Annotated in this window: 22 protein-coding genes; 13 read left to right on the plus strand and 9 right to left on the minus strand. The window is 71.4% G+C overall.

Going from position 1 to position 23636, the window contains the following annotated elements; all coding sequences use genetic code 11:
• Window positions 1-66: 66 nt before the first annotated feature.
• The 5 genes from A5481_RS21270 (at window position 67) to A5481_RS35365 (ending at window position 6769) form a co-directional block, all read left to right on the plus strand.
• Window positions 67-2898 (plus strand): bifunctional transaldolase/phosoglucose isomerase, encoded by a 2832-nt coding sequence (locus A5481_RS21270; protein WP_048434853.1) that lies wholly within the window; start codon window positions 67-69, stop codon window positions 2896-2898.
• 243 nt (window positions 2899-3141) lie between these two features.
• Window positions 3142-4116 carry a phosphogluconate dehydrogenase (NAD(+)-dependent, decarboxylating) gene (gene gnd, locus A5481_RS21275; RefSeq protein WP_048434852.1) on the plus strand — a complete coding sequence of 325 codons (975 nt, stop codon included), beginning with the start codon at window positions 3142-3144 and terminating at the stop codon, window positions 4114-4116.
• A complete protein-coding gene (gene zwf / locus A5481_RS21280) occupies window positions 4113-5645 on the plus strand; it encodes a glucose-6-phosphate dehydrogenase (protein ID WP_048434851.1) in 1533 nt (510 codons plus the stop codon). The genes gnd and zwf overlap by 4 nt, the downstream gene beginning before the upstream one ends.
• Window positions 5642-6361, plus strand: a complete 720-nt coding sequence (gene pgl, locus A5481_RS21285) for a 6-phosphogluconolactonase (protein WP_048434850.1) — start codon at window positions 5642-5644, stop codon at window positions 6359-6361. Before zwf ends, pgl begins: the two co-directional genes overlap by 4 nt.
• Before the next feature lie 222 nt (window positions 6362-6583).
• The gene (locus A5481_RS35365) at window positions 6584-6769 is read left to right on the plus strand and encodes a hypothetical protein (protein ID WP_048434849.1); all 186 of its coding nucleotides are present in this window, start codon (window positions 6584-6586) and stop codon (window positions 6767-6769) included.
• Between the two features lie 96 nt (window positions 6770-6865).
• On the opposite strand, the gene A5481_RS21295 is transcribed toward A5481_RS35365, so the two are convergent.
• The gene (locus A5481_RS21295; protein ID WP_048434848.1) at window positions 6866-7309 is read right to left on the minus strand and encodes a MarR family winged helix-turn-helix transcriptional regulator; all 444 of its coding nucleotides are present in this window, start codon (window positions 7307-7309) and stop codon (window positions 6866-6868) included.
• 303 nt (window positions 7310-7612) lie between these two features.
• Between A5481_RS21295 and A5481_RS21300 the strand changes: the two genes are divergently transcribed.
• Window positions 7613-9514, plus strand: coding sequence for an FAD-binding monooxygenase (locus tag A5481_RS21300; RefSeq protein ID WP_048434847.1), 1902 nt, complete (start codon window positions 7613-7615; stop codon window positions 9512-9514).
• Window positions 9515-9834: 320 nt separating this feature from the next.
• The gene (locus tag A5481_RS21305; RefSeq protein WP_048434846.1) at window positions 9835-11181 is read left to right on the plus strand and encodes an MFS transporter; all 1347 of its coding nucleotides are present in this window, start codon (window positions 9835-9837) and stop codon (window positions 11179-11181) included.
• Window positions 11182-11210: 29 nt separating this feature from the next.
• Here A5481_RS21305 and A5481_RS21310 read toward each other — a convergent pair whose 3' ends face one another.
• The gene (locus tag A5481_RS21310) at window positions 11211-12296 is read right to left on the minus strand and encodes a 2'-deoxycytidine 5'-triphosphate deaminase (RefSeq protein WP_048434845.1); all 1086 of its coding nucleotides are present in this window, start codon (window positions 12294-12296) and stop codon (window positions 11211-11213) included.
• Window positions 12297-12357: 61 nt separating this feature from the next.
• Window positions 12358-12837, minus strand: a complete 480-nt coding sequence (locus tag A5481_RS21315; protein WP_053082413.1) for a hypothetical protein — start codon at window positions 12835-12837, stop codon at window positions 12358-12360.
• A gap of 130 nt (window positions 12838-12967) precedes the next feature.
• Between A5481_RS21315 and apaG the strand changes: the two genes are divergently transcribed.
• Both apaG and argE read left to right on the plus strand, forming a co-directional pair.
• Window positions 12968-13360 carry a Co2+/Mg2+ efflux protein ApaG gene (gene apaG, locus A5481_RS21320; protein ID WP_048434844.1) on the plus strand — a complete coding sequence of 131 codons (393 nt, stop codon included), beginning with the start codon at window positions 12968-12970 and terminating at the stop codon, window positions 13358-13360.
• A gap of 108 nt (window positions 13361-13468) precedes the next feature.
• Window positions 13469-14653 (plus strand): acetylornithine deacetylase, encoded by a 1185-nt coding sequence (gene argE / locus A5481_RS21325; protein ID WP_048434843.1) that lies wholly within the window; start codon window positions 13469-13471, stop codon window positions 14651-14653.
• A 345-nt stretch (window positions 14654-14998) separates the two neighbouring features.
• Here argE and A5481_RS21330 read toward each other — a convergent pair whose 3' ends face one another.
• The 5 genes from A5481_RS21330 to A5481_RS21350 all read right to left on the minus strand — a co-directional run bounded on the left by A5481_RS21330 (window position 14999) and on the right by A5481_RS21350 (window position 19732).
• Window positions 14999-15610 carry a LysE family translocator gene (locus A5481_RS21330; protein WP_048434842.1) on the minus strand — a complete coding sequence of 204 codons (612 nt, stop codon included), beginning with the start codon at window positions 15608-15610 and terminating at the stop codon, window positions 14999-15001.
• 70 nt (window positions 15611-15680) lie between these two features.
• Window positions 15681-16235, minus strand: coding sequence for a PRC-barrel domain-containing protein (locus tag A5481_RS21335; RefSeq protein ID WP_048434857.1), 555 nt, complete (start codon window positions 16233-16235; stop codon window positions 15681-15683).
• A gap of 118 nt (window positions 16236-16353) precedes the next feature.
• Complete coding sequence (locus A5481_RS21340) at window positions 16354-17373, minus strand: Hsp33 family molecular chaperone (protein ID WP_048434841.1); 1020 nt, start codon at window positions 17371-17373, stop codon at window positions 16354-16356.
• Window positions 17374-17591: 218 nt separating this feature from the next.
• Window positions 17592-18539: an ornithine carbamoyltransferase gene (gene argF, locus A5481_RS21345; RefSeq protein ID WP_048434840.1), complete on the minus strand. Its 948-nt coding sequence runs from the start codon at window positions 18537-18539 to the stop codon at window positions 17592-17594.
• The gene (locus tag A5481_RS21350) at window positions 18539-19732 is read right to left on the minus strand and encodes an aspartate aminotransferase family protein (RefSeq protein WP_048434839.1); all 1194 of its coding nucleotides are present in this window, start codon (window positions 19730-19732) and stop codon (window positions 18539-18541) included. The genes argF and A5481_RS21350 overlap by 1 nt, the downstream gene beginning before the upstream one ends.
• 301 nt (window positions 19733-20033) lie before the next feature.
• On the opposite strand from A5481_RS21350, the gene A5481_RS21355 reads away from it, so the two are divergent.
• Window positions 20034-20507: a RidA family protein gene (locus A5481_RS21355; RefSeq protein ID WP_048434838.1), complete on the plus strand. Its 474-nt coding sequence runs from the start codon at window positions 20034-20036 to the stop codon at window positions 20505-20507.
• Window positions 20508-20605: 98 nt separating this feature from the next.
• Entirely contained in the window at window positions 20606-21361 is a 756-nt protein-coding gene (locus A5481_RS21360) for a glycerophosphodiester phosphodiesterase family protein (RefSeq protein WP_064504283.1), read from the plus strand.
• A 27-nt stretch (window positions 21362-21388) separates the two neighbouring features.
• Here the strand turns inward: A5481_RS21360 and A5481_RS21365 are convergent, their stop codons facing one another.
• Complete coding sequence (locus tag A5481_RS21365; RefSeq protein ID WP_064504284.1) at window positions 21389-21661, minus strand: BolA family protein; 273 nt, start codon at window positions 21659-21661, stop codon at window positions 21389-21391.
• 134 nt (window positions 21662-21795) lie between these two features.
• Here A5481_RS21365 and A5481_RS21370 point away from each other — a divergent pair, with 134 nt between their 5' ends.
• Window positions 21796-22419 (plus strand): J domain-containing protein, encoded by a 624-nt coding sequence (locus A5481_RS21370; RefSeq protein WP_064504285.1) that lies wholly within the window; start codon window positions 21796-21798, stop codon window positions 22417-22419.
• A gap of 232 nt (window positions 22420-22651) precedes the next feature.
• Entirely contained in the window at window positions 22652-23635 is a 984-nt protein-coding gene (gene cobS, locus A5481_RS21375) for a cobaltochelatase subunit CobS (RefSeq protein WP_048434771.1), read from the plus strand.
• The last annotated feature ends 1 nt before the right edge of the window (window position 23636 follow it).

Below are 23636 nucleotides of genomic sequence, written 5' to 3' on the forward strand. Positions count from 1 at the left end.
GGCCCTCCCCCCTGGACAGAACCTGCTTCCGGTCCACATCTGCGGCAAACACGCGGAGACCGAGGCATGAACCCGCTCAAGAGGCTGCACGCCGAACAGGACCAGGCCGTCTGGCTCGATTTCGTGGCCCGGGGCTTCGTCCAGGACGGCGGACTCAAGCGGCTCGTCGACGAGGACGGCCTGCGCGGGGTGACCTCGAACCCGGCGATCTTCGAGAAGGCGATCGGCCACTCGGACGAGTACGACGCATCGCTGAAGCAGGCCGGCGACGAGCGGGTGATCGACCTCTACGAGGGGCTGGCCATCGCCGACATCCAGGCCGCCGCCGACGTGCTGCGCCCGGTCTACGAGGCGAGCGGCGGCCAGGACGGCTTCGTCAGCCTCGAGGTCTCGCCCTACCTCGCCCTCGACACCGAAGAGACGCTGGCCGAGGCGCGCCGCCTGCACAAGGCGGTCGCCCGCAACAACCTGATGGTGAAGGTGCCGGCGACGCCCGCGGGCATCCCGGCGATCCGCGACCTCACGGCGGATGGCATCAACATCAACGTCACCCTGCTCTTCGCGCAGGACACCTACGAGGCGGTGGCTAACGCCTATATCGAGGGCCTGCAAAAGTTCGCCGCGGGCGGCGGCGATATCGGCCGGGTCGCCAGCGTGGCGAGCTTCTTCATCAGCCGGATCGACGCGGCGGTCGACAAGCTGCTCGACGAGAAGATCGCGGCCGCCAACGACCCGGACGAGAAGGCGGCGCTCGAAGGCCTCAAGGGCAAGGTCGCGATCGCCAACGCCAAGCTCGCCTATCAACGCTACAAGCGGCTGTTCGCCGGCGATCGCTGGCAGACACTCGCCGACAAGGGCGCCCATCCCCAGCGCCTGCTCTGGGCCTCGACCGGCACCAAGAACAAGGCCTATTCCGACGTGCTCTACGTCGAGGAGCTGATCGGCCCCAACACCGTCAACACCATCCCGCCGGCGACGATGGACGCTTTTCGCGATCACGGCACGGTGCGGGCAAGCCTGGAAGAGGGCGTCGACGAGGCCGAGCGGGTGATGGCCCGTCTCGCCAAGGCCGGCATCGACATCGACGCGGTGGCGCGCCAGCTCGTCGAGGAGGGCGTGCAGCTCTTCATCGACGCCGCCGACAAGCTGCTCGGTGCGGTCGCGGGCAAACGCCAGACCTTCATCGGGACCGGCCTCGACCGGCAGGCGCTCTCCCTCGGCAGCCTCGACGAGCCGGTGAAGCAGGCGATCGAGACCTGGCGCAAGGACGGGCTGGTGCGCCGGCTGTGGCAGCACGACGCGAGCGTGTGGAGCGGCGCCGACGAGGCGCAGTGGCTCGGCTGGCTCGACATCGTCGAGGACGAGTCGAAGAAGGCCGCCGAGTACGCGGCCTTCTCGGCGGAGGTGAAGCGGGAGGGCTTCACCGACGCGGTGGTGCTCGGCATGGGCGGCTCCAGCCTCGGGCCCGAGGTGCTGGCCGAGACCTTCGGTCCGCAAGCCGGCTTCCCGCGCCTGCGCATCCTCGATTCGACCGATCCGGACGAGGTCCGGGCGGTCGAGGCCGCGGTGAACCTCGAGCGCACCCTGTTCATCGTCGCCTCGAAGTCGGGCTCGACCCTCGAGCCCAACGTCTTCCGCGACTACTTCCTCGGCCGGATGCGCGACGTGGTCGGGCGCGACAAGGCCGGCCGGCACTTCGTCGCCGTGACCGATCCGGGCTCGGCGATGGAGAAGGCGGCGAAGGACGACGGCTTCCGCCGCATCTTCTACGGCGTGAAGCAGATCGGCGGGCGCTACTCCGTGCTCTCGGCCTTCGGGCTGGTACCGGCCGCCGCGATGGGCCTCGACGTCGGGGCGTTCCTGGCGAGCGCCCGCACCATGGTGCGCTCCTGCGGCTCCGACGTGCCGCCGGACCTGAACCCCGGCGTGCAGCTCGGCCTGGTGCTCGGCAAGGCCGCCACCGAGCAGGGCCGCGACAAGGTCACGCTGATCGCCTCGCCGGGCATCGGCACCTTCGGCGCCTGGGCCGAGCAGCTGATCGCCGAATCGACCGGCAAGGAGGGCAAGGGCCTCATCCCGATCGAGAACGAGCCCCTCGCCGCGCCGGCCGCCTACGGCCAGGACCGGGTCTTCGTCTACCTGCGCCTCGACGACGGCGCCGATGCGGACCAGGACTCGGCCGTCGCGGCTCTGGAGCAGGCCGGCCACCCGGTGGTGCGGATCAGCCTCGCCGCGAAGGCGAGCCTGCCGCAGGAATTCTTCCGCTTCGAGATCGCCACCGCGGTGGCGGGCGCGGTGCTCGGCATCAACCCGTTCGACCAGCCCGACGTCGAGGCGAGCAAGATCAAGACCCGCGAGCTGTTCTCGGCCGCCGAGAAGGACGGCGCCCTGCCGGCCGAAACGCCGGTGGCGGAGGATGACGGCCTGGCGCTCTATACCGATGCCGCCAACGCGGACGCCCTGCGCAAGGCCGGCGCCGGCTCCGACCCGGAGAGCTGGATCGAGGCGCAGATCGGCCGCATCCAGGCCGGCGACTACGTCGCGCTCCTCGCCTACGTCACCCGCAACCCGGAGCACCTGAAGCCGCTCCAGGAGGCCCGGGTGGCGCTGCGCGAGGCCAGGCACGTCGCGACCTGCGCCGAGTTCGGACCGCGCTTCCTGCACTCGACCGGCCAGGCCTACAAGGGCGGCCCCGACAGCGGCGTGTTCCTGCAGATCACCTCGGAAGCCCCGGATCTCGCCATCCCCGGCCGCAGCCTCGGCTTTGCCACGGTGATCGCCGCCCAGGCCCGGGGCGATTTCGGCGTGCTCTCCGAGCGCGGCCGCCGGGCGTTGCGCGTCCACATCAAGGGCGATGTCGCCAAGGGCCTCGACCGGCTGAAGTCGGCGCTTAGTTAGACGATCGAACGCGATCTCCCCCCCCAGTGGGAGAGGGGTCGGGGGTGAGGGTGGCGACGGTTCAGGGTCGAACACCGAACGTCGAGCTGCCAGCACGCCGGTCCGAGCTCGAAGCGGAACCGCAGCACCCTCACCCCTGGCCCCTCTCCCAAACGGGAGAGGGGGACCGCACCTCACGAGTTTCGATGGGCCTGAACGCCCAACGGGCCGCCGGCCCCGGCCTCGCCGGCGAGGAGTGACGCGATGCAACTCGGCATGGTCGGTCTCGGTCGGATGGGCGGCAACATCGTCCGCCGGCTCCTGCGCAACGGACACACCGCCGTGGTGTTCGACCAGGATCCCAAGGCCGTGGCGGCCCTGGTGCAGGAGGGCGCGGTCGGCGCCGACAGCCTCGAGGACTTCGTGTCGAAGCTCGAGGTGCCCCGTACCGCCTGGGTGATGCTGCCGGCCGGCGACCCGACCGAGGTCACCGTGATGAAGATCGCCGGGCTGATGCAGCCCGACGACGTCATCATCGACGGCGGCAACTCGTTCTACAAGGACGACATCCGCCGCGCCGCGGCCCTGAACGAGAAGGGCCTGCACTACGTCGATGTCGGCACCTCCGGCGGCGTCTGGGGGCTGGAGCGCGGCTACTGCATGATGATCGGCGGCCACAAGGAAGCCGTCGACCGGCTCGACCCGATCTTCTCGACGCTCGCCCCCGGCCTCGGCGAGGTGCCGCGCACCCCGGGCCGCGACGGCCGCGACCCGCGCGCCGAGCACGGCTACATCCATGCCGGCCCGAGCGGCGCCGGCCACTTCGTCAAGATGGTCCATAACGGCATTGAGTACGGCCTGATGCAGGCCTATGCCGAGGGCTTCGACATCCTCAAGCACGCCAACTCGACCGAACTGCCGGAGGCGCAGCGCTTCGACCTCAACATCGGCGACGTCGCCGAGGTCTGGCGGCGCGGCAGCGTGGTCTCGTCCTGGCTCCTCGACCTCACGGCGACCGCGCTCGCCGGCGACGAGAACCTCGACGCCTTCTCGGGCCACGTCGCCGATTCGGGCGAGGGCCGCTGGACGCTGAACGCCGCGATCGAGGAGGCCGTCCCGGCCCACGTGCTGTCCGCCGCCCTCTACGCCCGCTTCCGCTCGCGCCAGGGTGCCACCTACGCCGACAAGCTGCTCTCGGCGATGCGCAAGGGCTTCGGCGGCCACCAGGAGCCGAAATGACGAGCTCCATGGCCGAGGGGGCAGCCCCCCCGCCCGCCTGCACCCTGGTGATCTTCGGGGCGACCGGCGACCTCACCCATCGGCTGCTGATGCCGGCCCTCTACAATCTCGGCCGCTGGGGCCTGCTGCCGAAGGACTTCTCCGTCATCGGCGTCAGCCGCTCGGAGATGTCGTCGGAGGAATTCCGCTCCGAGCTGAGCGAGACCGTGCGCGGCTTCATCACCGCCAAGGGCGGTGAGGCCGGCGGCGGCTCGTTCGACGACGGCGTGTGGACCGACCTCGTCGGGCGGGTCCATTACCGCTCCGGCGACCTGTCGGAGCTCGCCTCCTTCGAGGAGCTGAAGCGCACGATCGCGGAGGTCTCCGGCAAGGAGGACGGCGGCAACGTCCTGTTCTACCTCGCGGTCGCCGCCAGCCTGTTCGGGCCGACCATCGCCAAGCTCGGCGAGGCCGGCCTGACCGAGGAGGGCGAGGAGCGCTGGCGCCGGGTCATCATCGAGAAGCCGTTCGGCCACGACCTGCCTTCGGCGGAAAAGCTCGACGCCGACATCCTGAAGGTCCTGTCCGAGGACCAGATCTTCCGCATCGACCACTTCCTCGGCAAGGAGACGGTGCAGAACATCATGGCGTTCCGGTTCGGCAACGGCCTGTTCGAGCCGCTGTGGAACCGCGACCACATCGACCACGTGCAGATCACCGTGGCGGAGACGGTGGGCGTCGAGGGCAGGGCCAAGTTCTACGAGGCCACCGGCGCGCTGCGCGACATGGTGCCGAACCACCTGTTCCAGCTCTACACGCTTGTGGCGATGGAGCCGCCGATCTCGTTCGAGGCGGAGGCCGTGCGCGACAAGAAGGAGGAGGTGCTGCTCGCCACGCCCTCCGCCCGGGTCGGGGATGCGGTGCGGGGCCGGTACACGGCGGGCGAGGTGCAGGGCAAGGCGGTCAAGGATTACCGCGAGGAGCCGGACGTCGCGGCCGATTCCGACACCGAGACCTTCGTGGCGTTGAAGCTCGGCATCGACAACTGGCGCTGGGCCGGGGTGCCGTTCTACCTGCGCACCGGCAAGGCGATGACCCGGCGCGACACCGAGATCGCGATCCGCTTCAAGCAGGCGCCGCTGTCGCTGTTCAAGGGCACCAACGTCCGCGAGGACGTGCCGAACTGGCTGGTACTGCAGCTGCAGCCCGACGAGGGCATCTCGCTGCAGTTCGGCGCCAAGATCCCGGGCCCGGCGGTGCGGCTCGGCAGCGTCGACATGCGGTTCTGCTACAAGGACTACTTCAAGACCGAGCCCAGCACCGGCTACGAGACCCTGATCTACGACGCGATGATCGGCGACCCGACCCTGTTCCAGCGCGCCGACATGATCGAGGCCGGCTGGCGCATCGTGCAGCCGATCCTCGACGCCGCGGCGAAGGGCGACCTCCCGACGATTCCCTACGAGGCGGGCAGCGCCGGACCCGGGCAAGCGGACGAAATGTTGACCAGCGACGGGCGCGCCTGGCGCTCGCTGGAGCATGAGACATGAGCACGCTGCCTGCCGGCCATCGGGTGCTGCCGGACGCCGACGCGGTCGCCCGGGCGGCGGCCGAGCGGCTGGTCGCGGTCGCCGCCGCGAAGCCGGGACATGTCGGGGTCTGCCTGTCGGGCGGCTCGACCCCGAAGCTCCTGTACCGGCTCCTCGCCGGACCGGAGTTTCGCGACGCCCTGCCCTGGGACCGCCTGCACTGGTTCTTCGGCGACGAGCGCGTCGGCGATCGCGCGGAGGCCGGGAGCAACCGGCGCCTGGCGGAGGATGCCTTCGGGGACCTCGTCCCCCCCGGCCACCTGCACCCGATCCCGACCGACCGTCCGGCGCCGGGCGCCGCCGCGGCCTACGCGGTGGAGCTGCGGGGCTGGTACGGCGCCGACCGGCTCGATCCCACCCGGCCGCTCTTCGACCTCGTGTTCCTCGGTCTCGGCGAGGACGGCCACACCGCCTCGCTGTTCCCGGGCAAGCCCGAGGTGGAGGAAGACGAGGCCTGGGTGGTGGCGGTGCCCGAAGCCGGGCTCGCGCCCTTCGTGCCGCGCGTCAGCCTGTCCCTGACCGCGCTCGGCGCCACGCCGCTGATCCTGTTCCTGGTCACCGGCCAGGGCAAGCGGGCGCCGCTCGCCCGCCTCGCCGCCGGCGAGAACCTGCCCGCGGGACGGGCGAAGGCCCGGGGCGAGACGGTGTGGCTGCTCGACGAGGCGGCGGCGGGCTGAAGCCGGCCCTCGCCCCCGTGAGTCGCACCCTGGTGTCGCCGATCCGGGCGATCACCGCGCCGATGGCGCGACTGGTAGACGGCGACGAGAGAGTCGTGGTCGCCGGGGCCGCGCGGCGCGGCGAGATCGGCGCGATGGCCCGGGCGGTGGAGGTGTTCGAGCGCAGGCGCCGTCGAGGCCGAACGGCTGGCGGCGGTCCAGGCCGCCGAGGACGAGGCGCGAATGCGCCGCGCCCGCGTTGTCGACGAGCTGGCGCGGGAGTTCGAGCGGACGGTCTCCGGCCTGACCGCGGGCCAGACCGGCGCCGCCGCCTCCCAGGTGCTGGGCGTCGCGCAGGACCTGGCGCGCCAGTCCGAGCGGCTGAGCCACGAGGTCGCGAGCTTCCACGGGTGGGTCGAGGCGGCCTGAGAGCCTGTCTGGCCTGAGCCGAAGCCGTTCCCCATTCTCGACCTCATCCTGAGGTTGTGGATCGGATGGCGAAGTTCTCCACGAGAGTTGACCGTTCTACGGCGCGTCCGGCCCGGACTGGCCGTGCAGGTGCACGAGCCGCGCGAGCAGGCGGATCATTCCGGCCCGCTCGCCCGGATCGAGCGGGGCGAGCAGCCGCTCCTGCACGCGGGCCACCGCCGGCTCGACCTCGCCGAGCACCTGCGCGCCGCCGGGGGAGAGGCGCAGCAGCTTGACCCTCCTGTCCTGCGGGCTCTGATGGCGCTGCACCCAGCCCTTCGCCTCGAGGCGCTCCAGCACGTCGCCGAGGGTCGAGCGGTCGAAGGCGATGAGGGACGAGAGCCGCGTCGCGTCGACGTCCGGGTTCTCGCGGATCGCCGTCAGCGCGGCGTACTGCACCGAGGTCAGCCCGTGCGCACCGCATTCCTCGGCGAAGAGCGCGGTCGAGACCTGGTGAAGCCGCCGGACCAGATGACCGGGCATCGCGTAGAGATCGCTCATCGGGGCCTGAAACTGTCGTCGATCCGGGCGCGCCGGTAAGCCGCACGCGGCAATCGCGGTGTCGGCTCGCCCATCCCGCCCTTGGGGGGCGGCGCAACCTCGCATCTCGGCTCCACTCTGCCAAGCTGGCCGCAATCCCGCGCGGTCGCGCTGCACGGTCCGGTTCCTGCAGCGAATATTGACAGTACACGGAACATCCGTGTACTGTCTTTATCAGGGTCGTTCGGCACGCCGTCCCGCACCCGACGCACCGCACGACAGGAGCTTTCGTCCACGAGGCGAAGGACGGTCCGGGAGGAAACCATGCAGTTCTACCTCGACGGCTACGCGCCGGGCGATCCCGACATCCAGGCCCCCGCGCCGGATCGCGAGACCGGCCCCCTCCCCGAGACCGTCGACGTGCTGATCGTCGGCACCGGTCCGGCCGGGATGCTGCTCGCCGCCCAGCTCTCGGTGTTCCCGGGCATCCGCACCCGCATCGTCGACCGGCGCGACGGTCCGCTCCAGGTCGGCCAGGCCGACGGGGTGGCGTGCCGCACGGTCGAGACGTTCGCGGCCTTCGGCCTGAGCGAGCGGCTGGTGCGCGAGGGCTACTGGGTCAACGAGACCGCGTTCTGGCGCCCCGCCCCGGACGATCGCGGCCGGATCGCCCGCACCGGCCGGGTCCAGGACACCGAGGACGGCCTGTCCGAATTCCCGCACCTGATCGTCAACCAGGCCCGGCTGCTGCAATACCTGGCGGAGTTCATGGCGAAGTCGCCGACGCGGCTCGCGCCGGATTACGGGCTGGACTTCGTCACCCTGACCGTCGAGCCCGAGGACGAGCATCCGGTCGTCGTGACGCTGCGCGACGCGGCCGGCGCCGAGCGGACCGTGCGGGCGAGATACGTGGTGGGCTGCGACGGCGCCCGCAGCCGGGTGCGCGAGGCGATCGGGGCGGTCCCGCAGGGCGACTTCGCCAACCATGCCTGGGGCGTGGTTGACATGCTCGCCGTCACCGACTTTCCGGATATCCGGCTGAAGGCCGCGATCCAGTCGGCCGAGGCCGGCAACATCCTGCTGATCCCGCGGGAGGGCGGTTACCTCGTGCGGCTCTACGTCGATCTCGGGGTGATCGACCCGGACAACCGCGAGGCGTTCCGCAGCATCACGCAGGAGACCGTCATCGCGACGGCGCAGCGCGTGCTGCACCCCTACACCCTCGAGGTGAAGGAGGTCGCGTGGTTCGCGGTCTACCAGGTCGGCCAGCGCGTCACCGACCGGTTCGACGATATCGGCCAGGATGGCGGCGACGAGGCCTCCCGCACGCCCCGGGTCTTCATCGCGGGCGATGCCTGCCACACCCACAGCGCCAAGGCCGGCCAGGGCATGAACGTGTCGCTGCAGGATGCGTTCAACCTCGGCTGGAAGCTCGCGGCGGTGCTGGACGGGCGCGCCCGGCCGGAGCTGCTGCGCACCTACACGGTCGAGCGCCACGCGGTCGCCCAGGAGCTGATCGACTTCGACAAGGAATGGTCAACGATCATGGCCTCGCCGCCGCGGGATGCGGCGCATCCAGAGCGCGGCGGCGTCGATCCGGCCGAGCTCCAGGCCTATTTCACGAAGTCCGGCCGCTACACCGCCGGGGTGGCGACGCGCTACGCCCCCACGACCTGCCTCACCGCGGACGACGCGCACCAGGCCCTCGCCACCGGCTTCGCGATCGGGATGCGCTTCCATTCCGCGCCGGTGATCCGCCTCGCCGATGCCCGGCCGATGCAGCTCGGCCATGCGGCCCGGGCCGACGGTGCCTGGCGGCTCTACGCCTTCGCGGATGCCGAGGGCGCGCGGCTCGACGGGCTGATGCGCTTCCTGTGGGACGGGGAGGATTCGCCGTTGCGCCGCGCCACCCCGGCGGGGGCCGATAGCGACAGCGTCATCGACGTGCGGGCGGTCTTCCAGCAGGGCCACCGCGACCTGCGGGTCGAGGACCTGCCGCCGCTGCTGCTGCCGCGCAAGGGCCGGTTCGGGCTCATCGACTACGAGAAGGCCTACACCCCCGACCTCGCGACCGGACCGGACATCTTCGATCTGCGCGGCATCGACCGTTCGCGCGGCGCGCTCGTCGTCGTGCGGCCGGACCAGTTCGTGGCGACCGTCCTGCCGCTCGACGGGCACGAGGCGCTGGCGGCATTCTTCGAGCGGATCCTGCTCGACAGGCGGTGAGGCGGGAGTGGCGCGGGCGTGTCGAGAGGCCGCGCGAAACACTGGTTTACCCGACGAAAAATCATAATTCCTCGACGTCATTCCGGGATTCGCCGACGGCAGAACTCGGGATTCATAATCGATGAACACCGGATGCGGCGGGCTACGGTGTGATTTCTTCTGCAATGTCAGCATTTGTCGATCCCGGGTTCCGCCGTGCGGCCCCATGACGACGCAGAGCGTATGAATTCATTCAAGCCAATCGACGGCTCTCGGAATCGTCGAGCACGTCGAACGGATAGTTCGACCAAAACAACGCATCACGAAAGAGGAAACGCGCCATGACACCCCTGCCGGCCACACCCGATCCCGGCCGCGAGGCCAAGCAATTCCGCACCATCCTCTGGGTGATGAGTCTCGCCCTCGTCGGGCTGATCTTCGACGGCTACGACCTCGTCATCTACGGCACCTGCGTGTCGACCTTCCTGCGCGACCCGACGCAGCTCGGCGTGGTGACGCCTGCCCTCGCCGGACAGCTCGGCAGCTACGCGCTCCTCGGCGTGCTGGTCGGCGCGCTCCTCGCCGGCTCGGTCGGCGACATCGTCGGGCGCCGCAAGGTGATGCTGGTCGCCTATGGGTGGTTCTCGGTCGGCATGGCCGCCACGGCGATGACCGGCAGCACGGCCGCCTTCGGGCTGATGCGCTTCCTCACCGGCCTCGGCGTCGGCGCGCTGGTGGCGACCACCGCCGCCCTGGTCTCGGAATTCGCCCCGAAGGGCCGCAAGAACCTGTGCAACGCCATCGTGTATTCGGGCGTGCCGCTCGGCAGCCTGCTGGCCGCCGCCCTGGCGATCGTCCTGATGCAGGCGATCGGCTGGCGCGGCCTGTTCTGGATCGGCGCCCTGCCGCTGGTGACGCTGCTGCCGCTGGCCCAACTCCGGATGCCGGAATCGGTGGCGTGGCTCGCGGCACGCGGACGGCTGGACGAGGCGCGGACGATCGCCGAGCGGACCGGGCTCGCGGTGCCGGCCCCGACCGCGCCCACCGAGGACGCGAAGGCGGCGGGCCGGGCCGGCTGGGCGGGCCTGTTCGGTGCCTATCCGCTCCCGACCCTGCTCCTCGGCCTGATGAGCGCCACCGGCCTGATGCTGGTCTACTCGCTCAACACCTGGCTGCCCGAGCTGATGCTGCGGGCCGGGTTCGACGCCCGCGGCTCGCTGTCCTTCCTGGTGGTGCTCAACGGCGGCGCGGTGCTCGGCGCGCTGCTCGGATCGAAGGTGGCCGACCTGTTCGGCGCCAAGCTCGCGGTCGCGGCCTGCTTCGCCATCGGCGCCGTGGCGATCCTGCTCCTGACGCTCGGCTTATCCCTCGGCGTGCTGCTCGCCATCGTCGCCCTGGTCGGCATGGGGACGAGCGGGACCCAGACGCTGCTCTACGGCCTCGTGGCCAACTACTACCGGACCAACGTGCGCAGCGCCGGGGTGGCGTGGTGCGCGGGATTCGGTCGGCTGGGCGGCGTCGGCGGCCCGATCCTCGGAGGGGTCCTGGCGGGCGGCGGCTTCGCGCTCGAGACGATCTTCGGGATCCTGGCCGGGCTCGGCCTGCTCGGGGCCCTGCTGACCCTGCTGGTGCCGCCGGCCCGTCCGGCGGGAGAGGCCGCGCCGGCGGCGGTCGCGGAGCCCGTGTGATCGGCGCCCGTCGTCGCAGCCTCGTCCCTTCAGACGAAGTGCTTCGAGAGCTTCAGGCCCTGCGCCTGGTAGTTCGAGCCGGCGGCGCTGCCGTAGAGGGCGGCGGGCCGCCGGGCCATGCGCTCGTAGACGAGGCGGCCGACGATCTGGCCGTCCTCGAGCATGAACGGGACGTCGCGCGAGCGCACCTCCAGCACCGCGCGGGCGCCGCTGCCGCCGGCCTCGGCATGGCCGAAGCCGGGATCGAAGAAGCCGGCGTAATGGACCCGGAACTCGCCGACCAGGGGATCGAACGGCACCATCTCGGCGGCGAAGTCCGGCGGCACCTGCACCGATTCCTTCGAGGCCAGGATGTAGAACTGGCCCGGATCGAGGATCAGCGTGCCGGAGCCGTCGGTGCGCAGGGGCTCCCAGAACTCGGCCGCCGGGTAGGCGCGGGGCCGGTCGACGTCGACGAGGCCGGTATGGCGCTTGGCGCGGTAGCCGATCAGCCCGTCGAAGCCCGACAGGTCGACCGAGACCGCGACGCCGCCCTGGAACGAGGGATCGGCGGCATCGACCAGCGGCGTCGTGGCGTGCAGCCGCGCCAGGGCCGCATCGTCGAGCCGCACCGCGCCGCGGCGGAAGCGCAGCTGCGACAGGCGCGAGCCGGTGCGCACCAGCACCGGGAAGGTGCGCGGCGAGATCTCGGCAAAGAGCGGCCCGGCATAGCCGGCCTCGACCATGTCGAATTCCCGCGCCTGGTCGGTGATGACGCGGGTGAACACGTCGATGCGCCCGGTCGAGCTTTTAGGGTTGGCGCTCGCCGCGAGGTCCGGCGGCAGCGCCAGGCCCTCCTGCAGCTCGGCGATGTAGACGCAGCCGGTCTCCAGCACCGCGCCCTGGCGCAGGTCGATCTCGTGCAGCTTGAGCTTGTCGAGGCAGGCGGCGACGTCGCGGGTGCGGCCCGGCAGGAAGCTCGCGCGCACGCGCCAGGCCCGGGCGCCGAGGCGCAGGTCGAGGCTCGCCGGCTGGATCTGGTCGTCTGCGAACGGCGCCGCGGGCCGGATCACCCCGGCGGCGGCGAGGCCTGCGATGCTCTCCGCCGATTGAATCCCGTCCTCGAGCTGCACCATGACCCAACCCATCCTCGATGCCCTCTTGTCGTAGGCCAGGGTTTCGATGGCGTGAAGAGCGTCACGCCTCGTCGCGCGCGCCCCGCATCACCGCGAATGCGAGGCTCGCCCGGGCGATCGCCCCCATGGCGGTGAGGCCGGCGAGCGCCGAGGCGATCACCGGCAGCCGGTCCGGCCACAGGAGCAGGGCGGCGAAGGCGGCGCCCGCGACGAGGTCGGCGCCCCTGCCCCCCGCGAGGATCAGCGAGTGCAGGTCCGCGCCGGGGAGCGCGGTTCCCGTCCGGGCCGCCGACACGGCGGTCAGCCGCGCCACCGCGACCTCGACGAGGAGCGCGGCGATGAGCGCCGCCGCCGGTCCGCCGGGCGCGCGCCAGGCGAGCGCGAGGGCGAGCGCCACGCGGATCCAGGGCCCCTCCCCCCGTTGCCCGGCGAGCAGCAGCGACCCGGCCCAGGCGGCGAGAAGGGCGAGCGCGAGGAGGTCGGCATGCAGGGCCAGGGCCGCGGCGGCCGCGAGCCCTGTGGACGAGTGGAGAAGCCTCATGACCGGGTGGAGCGCCTCGTGCAGGATGACCGACCGTGACCGCCGGCGATTGACGATCCGGGAGGCCGGACGTACCACGACCCCCGTCGGCCGTCGCGCTTGCGCGCGGGCCGCCAGCGGAGGTTCCCTGATGTACAAGGCCGAGACCCACGGCATCAGCGTGTCCGTGCAGCCGCGCTTCGTCGAGGAGGAATCCTCTCCCGACAGCGGACGCTACTTCTTCGCCTATACGGTGGAGATCACCAACAACGGCAGCGAGCAGGTCCAGCTGCGCTCCCGCCACTGGCGCATCGTCGACGGTCGCGGCGAGATGCAGGAGGTGCGCGGCGCCGGCGTGGTCGGCAAGCAGCCGGTGCTCGGGCCCGGCGAGTCGTTCAGCTACACCAGCGGCTGCCCCCTCACGACGCCGGACGGCACGATGGAGGGCACCTACACCATGGCGACCCCGGACGGCCGCAGCTTCGAGGCGGCGATCCCCGCCTTCTCGCTCGATTCGCCGCATGTCCGCCGGGTGATGCACTAACACACCCGTGCTCCGGCATCTGGGGCCGGTTGCGCCGGTGCGGCTGTCGAGAATCGGAGGCTTGGGCTAAGAGCGGGACCTCCCTCCCGCGCGAGACAGCCCGCCCCGATGACCCAGACCGGCCCCCGCCTGACCCCGCTCGAACTCCTCGCCCGGCTGGTCTCCTTCGACACCGAGAGCCAGAAGTCGAACCTGCCGCTGATCCGCTGGGTGGCGGAGTATCTCGACGCCTGGGGCGTTCCCTACGTGATCGCCCCCAACGAGGCCGGCGACAAGGCGGCGCTGTTCGCGACCATCGGGCCGATGCGGGACGGCGGCGTGGTGCTGTCGGGCCATACCGACGTGGTACCGGTGGCCGGCCAGAGCTGGACCAGCGACCCCTACACCCTGCGCATCGCCGACGGCCGGGCCTATGGCCGCGGCGCCGTCGACATGAAGGGCTTCGACGCGCTCTGCCTCGCGCTCGTGCCGGAGATGCTGGCGGCCGACCTCAAGACGCCGATCCACATCCTGCTCTCCTACGACGAGGAGCTGACCTGCCTCGGCGTCGCCGACGTGATCGCCCGTTTCGGCCAGGACCTGCCGCGGCCGGGCGCGGTGATCGTGGGCGAGCCGACCGACCTCGAGGTCGCCGACGCCCACAAGAGCATCTACACCTACCGCACCACCGTCCACGGCCACGAGGCGCATTCCTCGAAGCCGGCGCTGGGCGCCAACGCCGTGATGGCGGCGGCCGAGCTGGTGGCGGGCCTCAACCGCATCGCCGACCAGATGGCGACGCGGGGCGATGCCGGCGGCCGCTTCGATCCGGGCTACACCACCGTCCATGTCGGGGTGATCGGCGGCGGCACCGCCCGCAACATCCTGCCGAAGGTCTGCGAGTTCCAGTGGGAGTTCCGCGGCCTGCCGGACCTGCCCCGCGACGAGATCCCGGCGCTGTTCGCGACGGACGTCGAGCGCGTGACCCGCGAGCGCCTCAACCGCTTCGGCGCCTACGGCCATATCGAGACCGAGGAGGACGCCGCGGTGCCGGGCCTCGCGCCCGAGCCGGGCTCCCCGGCCGAGCGCCTGGCCCTGCGACTGGCCGGCCGCAACCACACCATCACGGTGCCCTACGCCACCGAAGCCGGCCGCTTCCAGCTCGCCGGCCTGCCGACGGTCGTCTGCGGCCCGGGCTCGATCGACCAGGCGCACCAGCCCGACGAGTACATCACGCTCGCGGCGCTGGAGGCGGGGGAAGCGTTCCTGCGCCAGCTGGTGCGGGATTGCGCGGCGGGATGGAGCCCGGTGTGAGGGCGACCGACCGGGGTTCGCGACGGGCTTCGGATCAAGACCCGATCGCGCGGAGGCGGATCGCCCCGGGGCAAAGCTCTGATCGCGGTGCTGGCGACGCGCCGGCCTGAGAGCCTGTTTGACTTTCGGGTTCAGTCGATTTGGCGCACGTACCAACAACACCCTGTGTCATCCCGGGGCTCGCCGAAGGCAAGAACCCGGGATCTGCAGCCGCTGGCGTTGGAAGATCGGGTCGAACAGGCTCCAGGATTCACACGGAGGCGTGTTACCCCCGATCCATGACCTCCCTCCCACACGGGAGGGAGGACGAACTCCGCTTCCGAAAACTCCGAGATTCCACAAAACTCACGGCCGCCGCGCCAGCGCCAGTCCCAGGCCGGCCCCGAGCAGCAGCCCTCCCGTGACCCGGTTGCGCCAGCGCCCGCGCGCCAGCACGGCCCGCGCCCGGCCCGCCGCCAGCGCCCAGACGGTATCGAAGACGATCGCCAGCACCAGGAAGGTCCCGGCCAGGAGCGCGAACTGCCCGAGGGGCGCGGCGTCGCGGCTGACGAACTGGGGCAGGAAGGCGCCGAAGAACAAAAGCGTCTTCGGGTTGGTCAGCGCCACGAGGAAGCCGCGCAGCGCGATCGCCCGCGCGGCGCGCGGCTCCGGCGCGGTCGTCGCCAGATCGATCGCGGGCGCGCGCCAGGCCTTGATCCCGAGCCAGAGCAGATAGGCGACGCCGAGCCAGCGCAGCACCTCGAACCACGTCGCCATGATGCTCAGCATCGCCGACAGGCCGGCGACCGTGAGGGCGAGCTGAACGGTGAGCGCCACGCTGGTCCCCGCCACCGTGACGAGCCCGTAGCGGCCGCCATGGGCCACGCTGTTGGCGACGATCAGGGCGACGTTCGGCCCCGGGATCAGGATCAGGACGATCGTGGCGGCGACGAAGCCGAGATAGAGGTCGAGGGGCAAGGCGGGTGTCCGGCGGTGAACCGGACGGCAGCGTGCCACGCACGCCGCCGTCCCGCCAGAGCGGATCTCCCTACTTCTGGGCCGGCTGGGTCGTGGTGGTGCCGGTGGCCGCCGGCACGTCGGTCTTACCGGTATCGCTCGTCTTGGCAGCGTCGCTCGTCTTGGCGGCGTCGGCCTTCGGGGGCTGCTGGCCGAGATAGACGTATTCCGGCGCGGCGCGGAGCTGGTCCTTGTCGGTGTTGATCACCGCCTTCAAGGTCTTGTCGTCGACCCGGGTGACCTGCAGCGCCTCCCTGGCGACCGAGACGTACTTGGTGCCGAGGCCGAGGAAGCCGCCGACGCCGACGACGTAGGACTTCACGGCGAGATCCGGCCCGAGCACGATGTCGGCCACCGAGCCGATGGTCTCGTTGGCGCCGTTCACGATGCTCTGGCCGATCATCTTCGAGGCCATGAGGTCGCTCGGCTCCTGCGCCACGAAGGTCGGCCGCAGGTCGTTGGCGAGCGTCGCGGGCGTGCCGGGCACGGGCGTGGGACCGCTCTTGGGGCCGCTCGCATCCTGCGCCGCTGCGGCGCTGACGCCGGCGACGAGGAGGAACGCGGCGGCGAGGAGGGGGCGGGACATCGACGGCTCCGGCATCAGGCGCCCGACACGCTCGGGCGCTTGATGAGTCGGTTGCGATGCGAAAAGTTCCGTCGCGCCCGTCCTTTTCCCGGCGTCGGGCCGGGGGCCCGCCGGAGGGTCAGCCCCCGGCGCCGCCGACGATCTCGGCCTCCACTTCGGACGGATCGAGGTCGTAGTGGCGCGAGCAGAACTCGCAGGTGATGCCGATGCGGCCGTCGTCGCCGACGATCTCGCGCCGCTCCTCCGCGGAGAAGTTGCGGATCATGCCCATCACCCGCTCGCGCGAGCAGCGGCAGGCCTCGTGGACGCCTTGCGCCTCGTACACCCGCACGCCGCGCTCGTGGAACAGGCGGTAGAGCAGACGCTCGCTCGACACGGTCGGGTCGACGAGTTCGTGGTCCTCGATCGTCGCGACCAGGGACTTGGCCTCGACCCAGGCATCGTCCTCCCGCGTCGCGCTGTCGTCGAGGAGGGCGTGGCCCTCGGGCAGGTCGCCGGGCGGCAGGTCGGCGAGACGGGCGCGCTCGGGCGAGTGCGGCAGGAACTGCATCAGCAGGCCGCCCGCGCGCCAGGACTGGCTCCCGGCCTCGCCCCCGCCCTCGACCTTCTCGGCGACGGCCAGGCGCACCCGGGTCGGGATCTGCTCCGACTGGCGGAAATACTGGTGCGCCGCCTCCTCGAAGCCCTGGCCCTCGAGCGCGACGACGCCCTGGTAGCGGCTCTGGGCCGAGCCCTGGTCGATCGTCATCGCGAGGTGGCCGTGCCCGAGGAGCCCGGCGGTGCCGGCCCGCGGACCGGCCTCGGCGACGCGGCCGGCATCGAAGCGGGCGGTGGCCCGCACCCGGTCGGGCGCCTCGAAGTCGACCACCACCATGTCGACCGGTCCGTCGGACTTGGTCTGGAGCTGGAACCGGCCCTCGAACTTGAGCGAGGAGCCGAGCAGCACCGTCAGCGCCGCGGCCTCGCCGAGGAGCCGCGCCACCGTGTCGGGGTAGCCGTGCCGGCGCAGGATCGTGTCGACGGAGGGGCCGAGACGCACGACGCGGCCGCGCACGTCGAGGGGCTCGACCGCGAAGGGCAGGATCGCGTCGTCACGGCCCTCGGCGGCCGGGCTCTGGGGGGAAGAAGTGTCGGACATGCTCTCACCGCCGCCGGCAAGGCTGAAGGCCGGCTCTCGCGCACGATCAGGAAGGTCTCCCGGCGAGGGGCCTTCCGCGCGAGCCGCAACGCTGAGGCCTCGCGGGACGCGGGCAGGCGGAGCGGGGAGCGGGAGACGCCGCGGCGAGAGACCGGCGTATCCCGCTATATGGAGGTCCGGGCGATGTTTTCGAAGGGGTTATCGCCCGGAGGAGATCGTCAGAGGACGGCGCCGAGGCACCAGGCCAGGATGCCCTTCTGGGCGTGGAGCCGGTTCTCGGCCTCGTCGAACACCACCGATTGCGGCCCGTCGATCACCTCGGCGGTGACCTCCTCGCCACGATGGGCCGGCAGGCAGTGCATGAACACCGCATCCTTGGCCGCCGCCGCCATCAGCCGGCCGTTGACCTGGTAGGGCATCAGCAGGTTGTGGCGGTGCGCCTCGTCCTCGTCGCCCATCGAGACCCAGCAATCGGTCACGACCGCGTCGGCCCCCGCCACCGCCTCGAACGGGTCGGCGGTGATGGCGAGCTCCGCGCCCTCGGCCTTGGCGCGGGCGATCAGGCTCTCCGGCACCGGCATCTCGGGCGGGCAGGCGACGGCGAGCTTGAAGTCGAACCGCGCCGCGGCATGGGCCCAGGAGGCCAGCACGTTGTTGGCGTCCCCCGACCAGGCGACGGTGCGGCCCTTGATCGGGCCGCGATGCTCCTCGAAGGTCAGCACGTCGGCCATGATCTGGCACGGGTGCGACTCCTTCGTCAGGCCGTTGATGACCGGCACCGTGGCGTATTCCGCCAGTTCCAGCATCATGCCGTGGTCGAGGATGCGGATCATGATCGCGTCGACGTAGCGCGACAGGACCCGGGCGGTGTCGGCGACGGTCTCGCCGCGGCCGAGCTGCATCTCCCGGCCGGTGAGCATCAGGGTCTCGCCGCCCAGCTCCCGCATCGCCACGTCGAACGAGACGCGGGTGCGGGTCGAGGGCTTGTCGAACACCATCGCCAGGAACTTGCCGGCGAGCGGGCGCTCGGCCGGCGGCTCGCCCTTGCGGCGGCGCCGCTTCAGCTCGGCGCAGGCATCGAGGACCGTGCGCAGCTCGGTCTTCGAGAAGTCGGTCAGGTCGAGGAAATGCCGGGGGGCCGGCGCGATCTTCACGGGCGCATTCATCACTCGGCGGCCCTCCGGCCCCTCGTTTCCATGGCGGCGCAGGCCGCCTCCAGCTTGTCGAGCGCCGCGGCCACCTCGTCCTCGCCGATGGTCAGCGGGGGCAGGAGGCGCACGACGTTGTCGCCGGCCGGGATCACCAGGAGGTGCTCGTCCCGGGCGGCGGCGGCGAAATCGGTGTTGGTGACGACGAGGCGCAGGCCCGTCATCAGGCCCTCCCCGCGCAATTCGTCGATCACGTCGGGGTGGCGGTCCTTGAGCGCGGCGAGGCGCTGCTTCAGGAGCAGGCCGGTCTGCCGGACGTGGTCGAGGAAGCCGGGCGCCAGGACGATGTCGAGCACGGCGTTGCCGACCGCCATGGCGAGCGGGTTGCCGCCGAAGGTGGTGCCGTGGGTGCCCACCGTCATGCCGCGGGCGGCCTCGCTCGTCGCCAGGCAGGCGCCCATCGGGAAGCCGCCGCCGATCCCCTTGGCCGAGGACAGGATGTCCGGCGTCACGCCCGACCATTCGTGGGCGAAGAGCCTGCCGGTGCGGCCGATGCCGGTCTGGACCTCGTCCATGATCAGCATGAGGCCGTGCTCGTCGCACAAGCCGCGCAGGGTGCGCAGCCACTCGTGCGGCACCACCCGCAGGCCGCCCTCGCCCTGGATCGGCTCGATCATCAGGGCGGCGGTCTCGGGGGTGATCGCCGCCTTCAGGGCCTCCAGGTCGCCGAAGGGCACCTGGTCGAAGCCGTCGACCTTCGGGCCGAAGCCCTCGATGTACTTCTGCTGGCCGCCGGCCGCGATCGTGGCGAGCGTCCGGCCGTGGAAGGCACCCTCGAAGGTGACGATCCGGTACCGCTCCGGATGGCCGCCGGCGGCGTGGTACTTGCGCGCCATCTTGATGCAGGCCTCGTTGGCCTCGGCACCGGAATTGGCGAAGAACACCACGTCGGCGAAGCTCGCCTCGGTCAGCCGCTGGGCCAGCCGCTCGGCCTCCGGCACCTCGAACAGGTTCGAGACGTGCCAGACCTTCTGGGCCTGCTCGGTCAGCGCGGCGACGAGGTGCGGGTGGCCGTGGCCGACCGAGTTGACCGCGATGCCGGCGCCGAAATCGAGGTATCGCGAGCCGTCTCGGGCAACGAGCCAGGCGCCCTCACCGCGCTCGAAGGACACCTTGGCCCGGGCGTAGGTCGGCAGCAGCGAGGAGGTCACGATCTCGTCTCCGTCGCGGTCGAGTGAGTCGGTCGACCGGAAAACAAAGCGCCGCCTCGAAGGGCGGCGCGCGCGGATACTATGGAACGAGCGCGCGCTGTCAACGCCGTCGCACGAAGACGACGGCGAGATAGCCGCGTGAACTGCCCTCCCCCGGGGTTGCGGCCGCATTGCCTTCGAGGCACAGACCCCGTGCGGCCGGGGCCCGGCCGCGCCGCGGCGGGGGCGCCGCGGGACGACGGACCGGCCCTCGCTCCGGCGGGCGTCCTGCCCCGGACGGGCCTGGTGGGAGACCAGACAGATGAGCGCGACCCTCGACCGCCTGAAGGAGCTCGGCCTCACCCTGCCGCCGGCCGCGGCACCGGTGGCGAACTATCTCGGCTTCCAGCGCAGCGGCAACCTGGTGGTGATCTCCGGCCAGCTGCCCTTCGGGGCGAACGGCCAGATCGATCCGGCCCACAAGGGCAAGGTCGGCGCCCAGGTCTCGCCGGAGGCGGCGGCGGAGGCCGCGCGGCACTGCGCACTCAACGTGCTGGCGCAGCTGCGGGCGGCGGCCGGCAACCTCGACGACGCGGTGGTGTCCTGTCTGCGGCTCGGCGGCTTCATCAACGCGGCGCCGGGCTTCTCGGCGGTGGCGGGCGTGATGAACGGCGCCTCCGACCTGATGGTGCAGGTCCTGGGCGAGCGCGGCCGCCACGCCCGCTCGACCATCGGCGTCGCCGAGCTCCCCCTCGACGCGGTGGTCGAGGTCGAGGGCATGTTCGAGGTCCGCTGAGGCCTGAGCACCGGCCGTCCGGCCTTCCCCACCCGCGGCCCCTTCCCGAGGCGGCGGGTGGGCTCGACCTCGAGACTCGATCAGACAGGCTCCGACCCATGCCCGACCGCTCCGCCCCCGACTGGCTGACCGCCCGTCCGATCGCCCATCGCGGCCTGCACGACCGCCATGCCGGCATCCCCGAGAACACGCTCGCGGCGGCGGAGGCCGCGATCGCCGGAGGCTACGCGATCGAGTGCGACGTCCAGCTCAGCCGGGACGGCGAGGCGATGGTGTTCCACGATGCCGGCCTCGGCCGGCTCACCGGGGCGGACGGCCTGGTGCGCGAGCGCGACGCGGCCGATCTCAAGGCCCTGACGGTGCTCGGCAGCGGCGAGCCCGTCCCGACGCTGCCGGACTTCCTGAGGCGGATCGCCGGGCGCACGCCCCTGATCGTCGAGGTGAAGACCCGCCACGACGGCGACCTGGCCCTGGCCCGCCGCACCGCCGAGATCGTCGCGGCCTATGACGGCCCGGTGGCGGTGAAGTCGTTCGATCCGGCGATCGTCGGGGCGCTGGCCGGCCTCGTCCCGGCGATCCCGCGCGGCATCGTCGCCGAGAGCCGCCACGACGATCCGGCCTACGCCTCCCTCACCGAGGCGGAGCGGCACGGGCTCGGCCAGCTCCTGCATCTCGCCGACAGCCGCCCGGACTTCCTGTCCTGGCGCGTCGACGACCTGCCGAACGCCGCCACCCATCTCTGCCGCCTGCTCGGCCGCATGCCTGTGATGACCTGGACCGTCCGCACCGAGGCCCAGGTGAGGCTGGCGCGGGCCCATGCCGACCAGATGGTGTTCGAGGGCTTCCGGCCCTGACGGAGGGCGGGCCGGTCGCGGCCCGCCCTATCCCGCCTCGCCCGGCGTCCGCGCCCGCAGCGCCAGGGCGTGCAAGCCGCGCCCGAAGGCGTCGTCGAGGAGCGCATTCACCATGCGGTGGCGCTCGACCCGGCTCTTTCCCTCGAAGGCCGCCGATACCACGTCGAGACGGAAGTGAGTTTCCCCGCCCTCCCGCCAGCCGGAATGGCCGGCATGCTGGTGTGATTCGTCGACGACGCTGAGCGCCGCCGGCGCCAGCCGCTCGTCAAGCGTCGCCCTGATCCACTCGCCCAGGCTCATCGCGCACCCGTCCTTAACCTGCTTCGGCGTGACTGGCCGGAGCGGGCATGCCCCGTCAAGCCGTCCGGTTCCGCCTGCGGCATCAGGCCCGGAGCCCTTGTGCCCGCCCTCCCGCCCCGCATAATCGCCTCGTCATGGATCTGAACTCGCCCCTGTTCGACCGCATCCGCATCCGGCCCTCCTGCGACGAGCCGAAGAAGGCCGAGGGTCCGGCCTGCGAACGGCCGGGCTGCACCCAGCCCGGGCTGCACAAGGCGCCCAAGGGGCGCAAGCAGGAGGGCCAGTACTGGCGCTTCTGCATGCAACACGTGCGCGAGTACAACGCTTCATACAACTACTTCGACGGGATGAACGACGCCGCCGTCCAGGCCTACCAGAAGGACGCGGTGATCGGGCATCGCCCGACCTGGGCGATGGGCGTCAACCCGGGCGCCAAGCCCGGGGCGAAGCCCGACGCGACCCAGCGCGACTGGGACTACGTCGATCCCCTCGGCATCCTGCGCGGCGAGGGTGCGGGCCCGGCGTCGCGCCGCGCCCGGGCCGAGCCGCCGCCGCCGCGCTACTCCGCCCCCGTGCGCAAGGCCCTCGACGTGCTCGGCCTCGACGAGGGCGCCGACCCGGCCGCCGTCAAGGCGCAGTACAAGGCCCTGGTGAAACGCTTCCACCCCGACGCCAACGGGGGCGACCGCTCCTTCGAGGACCGCCTGCGCGACATCATCAAGGCCCACGACACCCTGCGGGCCGCCGGCCTGTGCTGACCGCGCCGGGGGGCGCTGCGGGCGGCCGGCTCCCGGGGCACGGATCTCGCATCCCTGATCTGCCGCGAGGGGGGCTCGAAACGCGACGCCTCGCCCATATATCCGGGTCAGGCACGTTTGCGCCGGCTTCCCCCGCAGCTTAAGGACAAGCGGCGCCCGCCGGTCACCCCGCGCCGTCGCGACATTCGCAGGATCGCCCATGGCGGGTCGGCCTGCCCCGACGAGGCTCCGTATGCTTGCTGAGAATACGCCACCCGCACTCCCGGACACGACCGTCTCGGTGCGCAAGGTGTTCGGGATCGATTCGAACCTCGAGGTGCCGGCCTTCTCGGCCACCGAAGAGCACGTGCCGGATCTCGATCCCGACTACCTGTTCGACCGCGAGACCACCTTGGCGATCCTGGCCGGCTTCGCCCGCAACCGCCGGGTGATGATCACCGGCTATCACGGCACCGGCAAGTCCACCCACATCGAGCAGGTCGCCGCCCGGCTGAACTGGCCCTGCATCCGCATCAACCTCGACAGCCACGTCTCGCGCATCGACCTCGTCGGCAAGGACGCGATCGTGCTGAAGGACGGCAAGCAGGTCACCGCCTTCCAGGACGGCATCCTGCCCTGGGCGCTGCAGAACAACGTCGCGCTGGTCTTCGACGAGTACGATGCCGGCCGGCCCGACGTGATGTTCGTGATCCAGCGCGTGCTGGAGGTCTCGGGCCGCCTGACGCTCCTCGACCAGAAGCGGGTGATCCGCCCGCATCCCGGCTTCCGCCTGTTCGCCACCGCCAACACGGTCGGCCTCGGCGACACCTCGGGCCTCTATCACGGCACCCAGCAGATCAACCAGGGCCAGATGGACCGCTGGTCGATCGTCACCACGCTGAACTACCTGCCGCACGACCGCGAGGTCGACATCGTGCTCTCCAAGGCGCCGCATTACCGCGGCGAAGGCGGGCGCGACATCGTCAACAAGATGGTGCGCGTCGCCGACCTCACCCGCAACGCCTTCATCAACGGCGACCTGTCGACCGTGATGAGCCCGCGCACGGTGATCACCTGGGCCGAGAACGCCGACATCTTCAACGACATCGGCTTCGCCTTCCGGGTGACCTTCCTCAACAAGTGCGACGAGCTGGAGCGGTCGCTGGTGGCCGAGTTCTACCAGCGCTCCTTCGGCAAGGAGCTGCCCGAGAGCGCGGTCAACGTGGCGCTGAGCTGAC

Source organism: Methylobacterium platani (assembly GCF_001653715.1).
GTDB lineage: Bacteria > Pseudomonadota > Alphaproteobacteria > Rhizobiales > Beijerinckiaceae > Methylobacterium > Methylobacterium platani.

What these genes read in the sequence shown, in the direction of transcription:
- pgl (WP_048434850.1), top strand. Translation starts at nt 5,642, where the DNA reads ATGAGCACGCTGCCTGCCGGCCATCGGGTGCTGCCGGACGCCGACGCG.
- A5481_RS21300 (WP_048434847.1), top strand. Translation starts at nt 7,613, where the DNA reads ATGCAGTTCTACCTCGACGGCTACGCGCCGGGCGATCCCGACATCCAG.
- A5481_RS21355 (WP_048434838.1), top strand. Translation starts at nt 20,034, where the DNA reads ATGAGCGCGACCCTCGACCGCCTGAAGGAGCTCGGCCTCACCCTGCCG.
- A5481_RS21370 (WP_064504285.1), top strand. Translation starts at nt 21,796, where the DNA reads ATGGATCTGAACTCGCCCCTGTTCGACCGCATCCGCATCCGGCCCTCC.
- A5481_RS21360 (WP_064504283.1), top strand. Translation starts at nt 20,606, where the DNA reads ATGCCCGACCGCTCCGCCCCCGACTGGCTGACCGCCCGTCCGATCGCC.
- zwf (WP_048434851.1), top strand. Translation starts at nt 4,113, where the DNA reads ATGACGAGCTCCATGGCCGAGGGGGCAGCCCCCCCGCCCGCCTGCACC.
- A5481_RS35365 (WP_048434849.1), top strand. Translation starts at nt 6,584, where the DNA reads ATGCGCCGCGCCCGCGTTGTCGACGAGCTGGCGCGGGAGTTCGAGCGG.
- apaG (WP_048434844.1), top strand. Translation starts at nt 12,968, where the DNA reads ATGTACAAGGCCGAGACCCACGGCATCAGCGTGTCCGTGCAGCCGCGC.
- argE (WP_048434843.1), top strand. Translation starts at nt 13,469, where the DNA reads ATGACCCAGACCGGCCCCCGCCTGACCCCGCTCGAACTCCTCGCCCGG.
- argF (WP_048434840.1), bottom strand. Translation starts at nt 18,539, where the DNA reads ATGAATGCGCCCGTGAAGATCGCGCCGGCCCCCCGGCATTTCCTCGAC.
- A5481_RS21340 (WP_048434841.1), bottom strand. Translation starts at nt 17,373, where the DNA reads ATGTCCGACACTTCTTCCCCCCAGAGCCCGGCCGCCGAGGGCCGTGAC.
- A5481_RS21315 (WP_053082413.1), bottom strand. Translation starts at nt 12,837, where the DNA reads ATGAGGCTTCTCCACTCGTCCACAGGGCTCGCGGCCGCCGCGGCCCTG.
- gnd (WP_048434852.1), top strand. Translation starts at nt 3,142, where the DNA reads ATGCAACTCGGCATGGTCGGTCTCGGTCGGATGGGCGGCAACATCGTC.
- A5481_RS21310 (WP_048434845.1), bottom strand. Translation starts at nt 12,296, where the DNA reads ATGGTGCAGCTCGAGGACGGGATTCAATCGGCGGAGAGCATCGCAGGC.
- A5481_RS21270 (WP_048434853.1), top strand. Translation starts at nt 67, where the DNA reads ATGAACCCGCTCAAGAGGCTGCACGCCGAACAGGACCAGGCCGTCTGG.
- cobS (WP_048434771.1), top strand. Translation starts at nt 22,652, where the DNA reads ATGCTTGCTGAGAATACGCCACCCGCACTCCCGGACACGACCGTCTCG.
- A5481_RS21335 (WP_048434857.1), bottom strand. Translation starts at nt 16,235, where the DNA reads ATGTCCCGCCCCCTCCTCGCCGCCGCGTTCCTCCTCGTCGCCGGCGTC.
- A5481_RS21305 (WP_048434846.1), top strand. Translation starts at nt 9,835, where the DNA reads ATGACACCCCTGCCGGCCACACCCGATCCCGGCCGCGAGGCCAAGCAA.
- A5481_RS21365 (WP_064504284.1), bottom strand. Translation starts at nt 21,661, where the DNA reads ATGAGCCTGGGCGAGTGGATCAGGGCGACGCTTGACGAGCGGCTGGCG.
- A5481_RS21295 (WP_048434848.1), bottom strand. Translation starts at nt 7,309, where the DNA reads ATGAGCGATCTCTACGCGATGCCCGGTCATCTGGTCCGGCGGCTTCAC.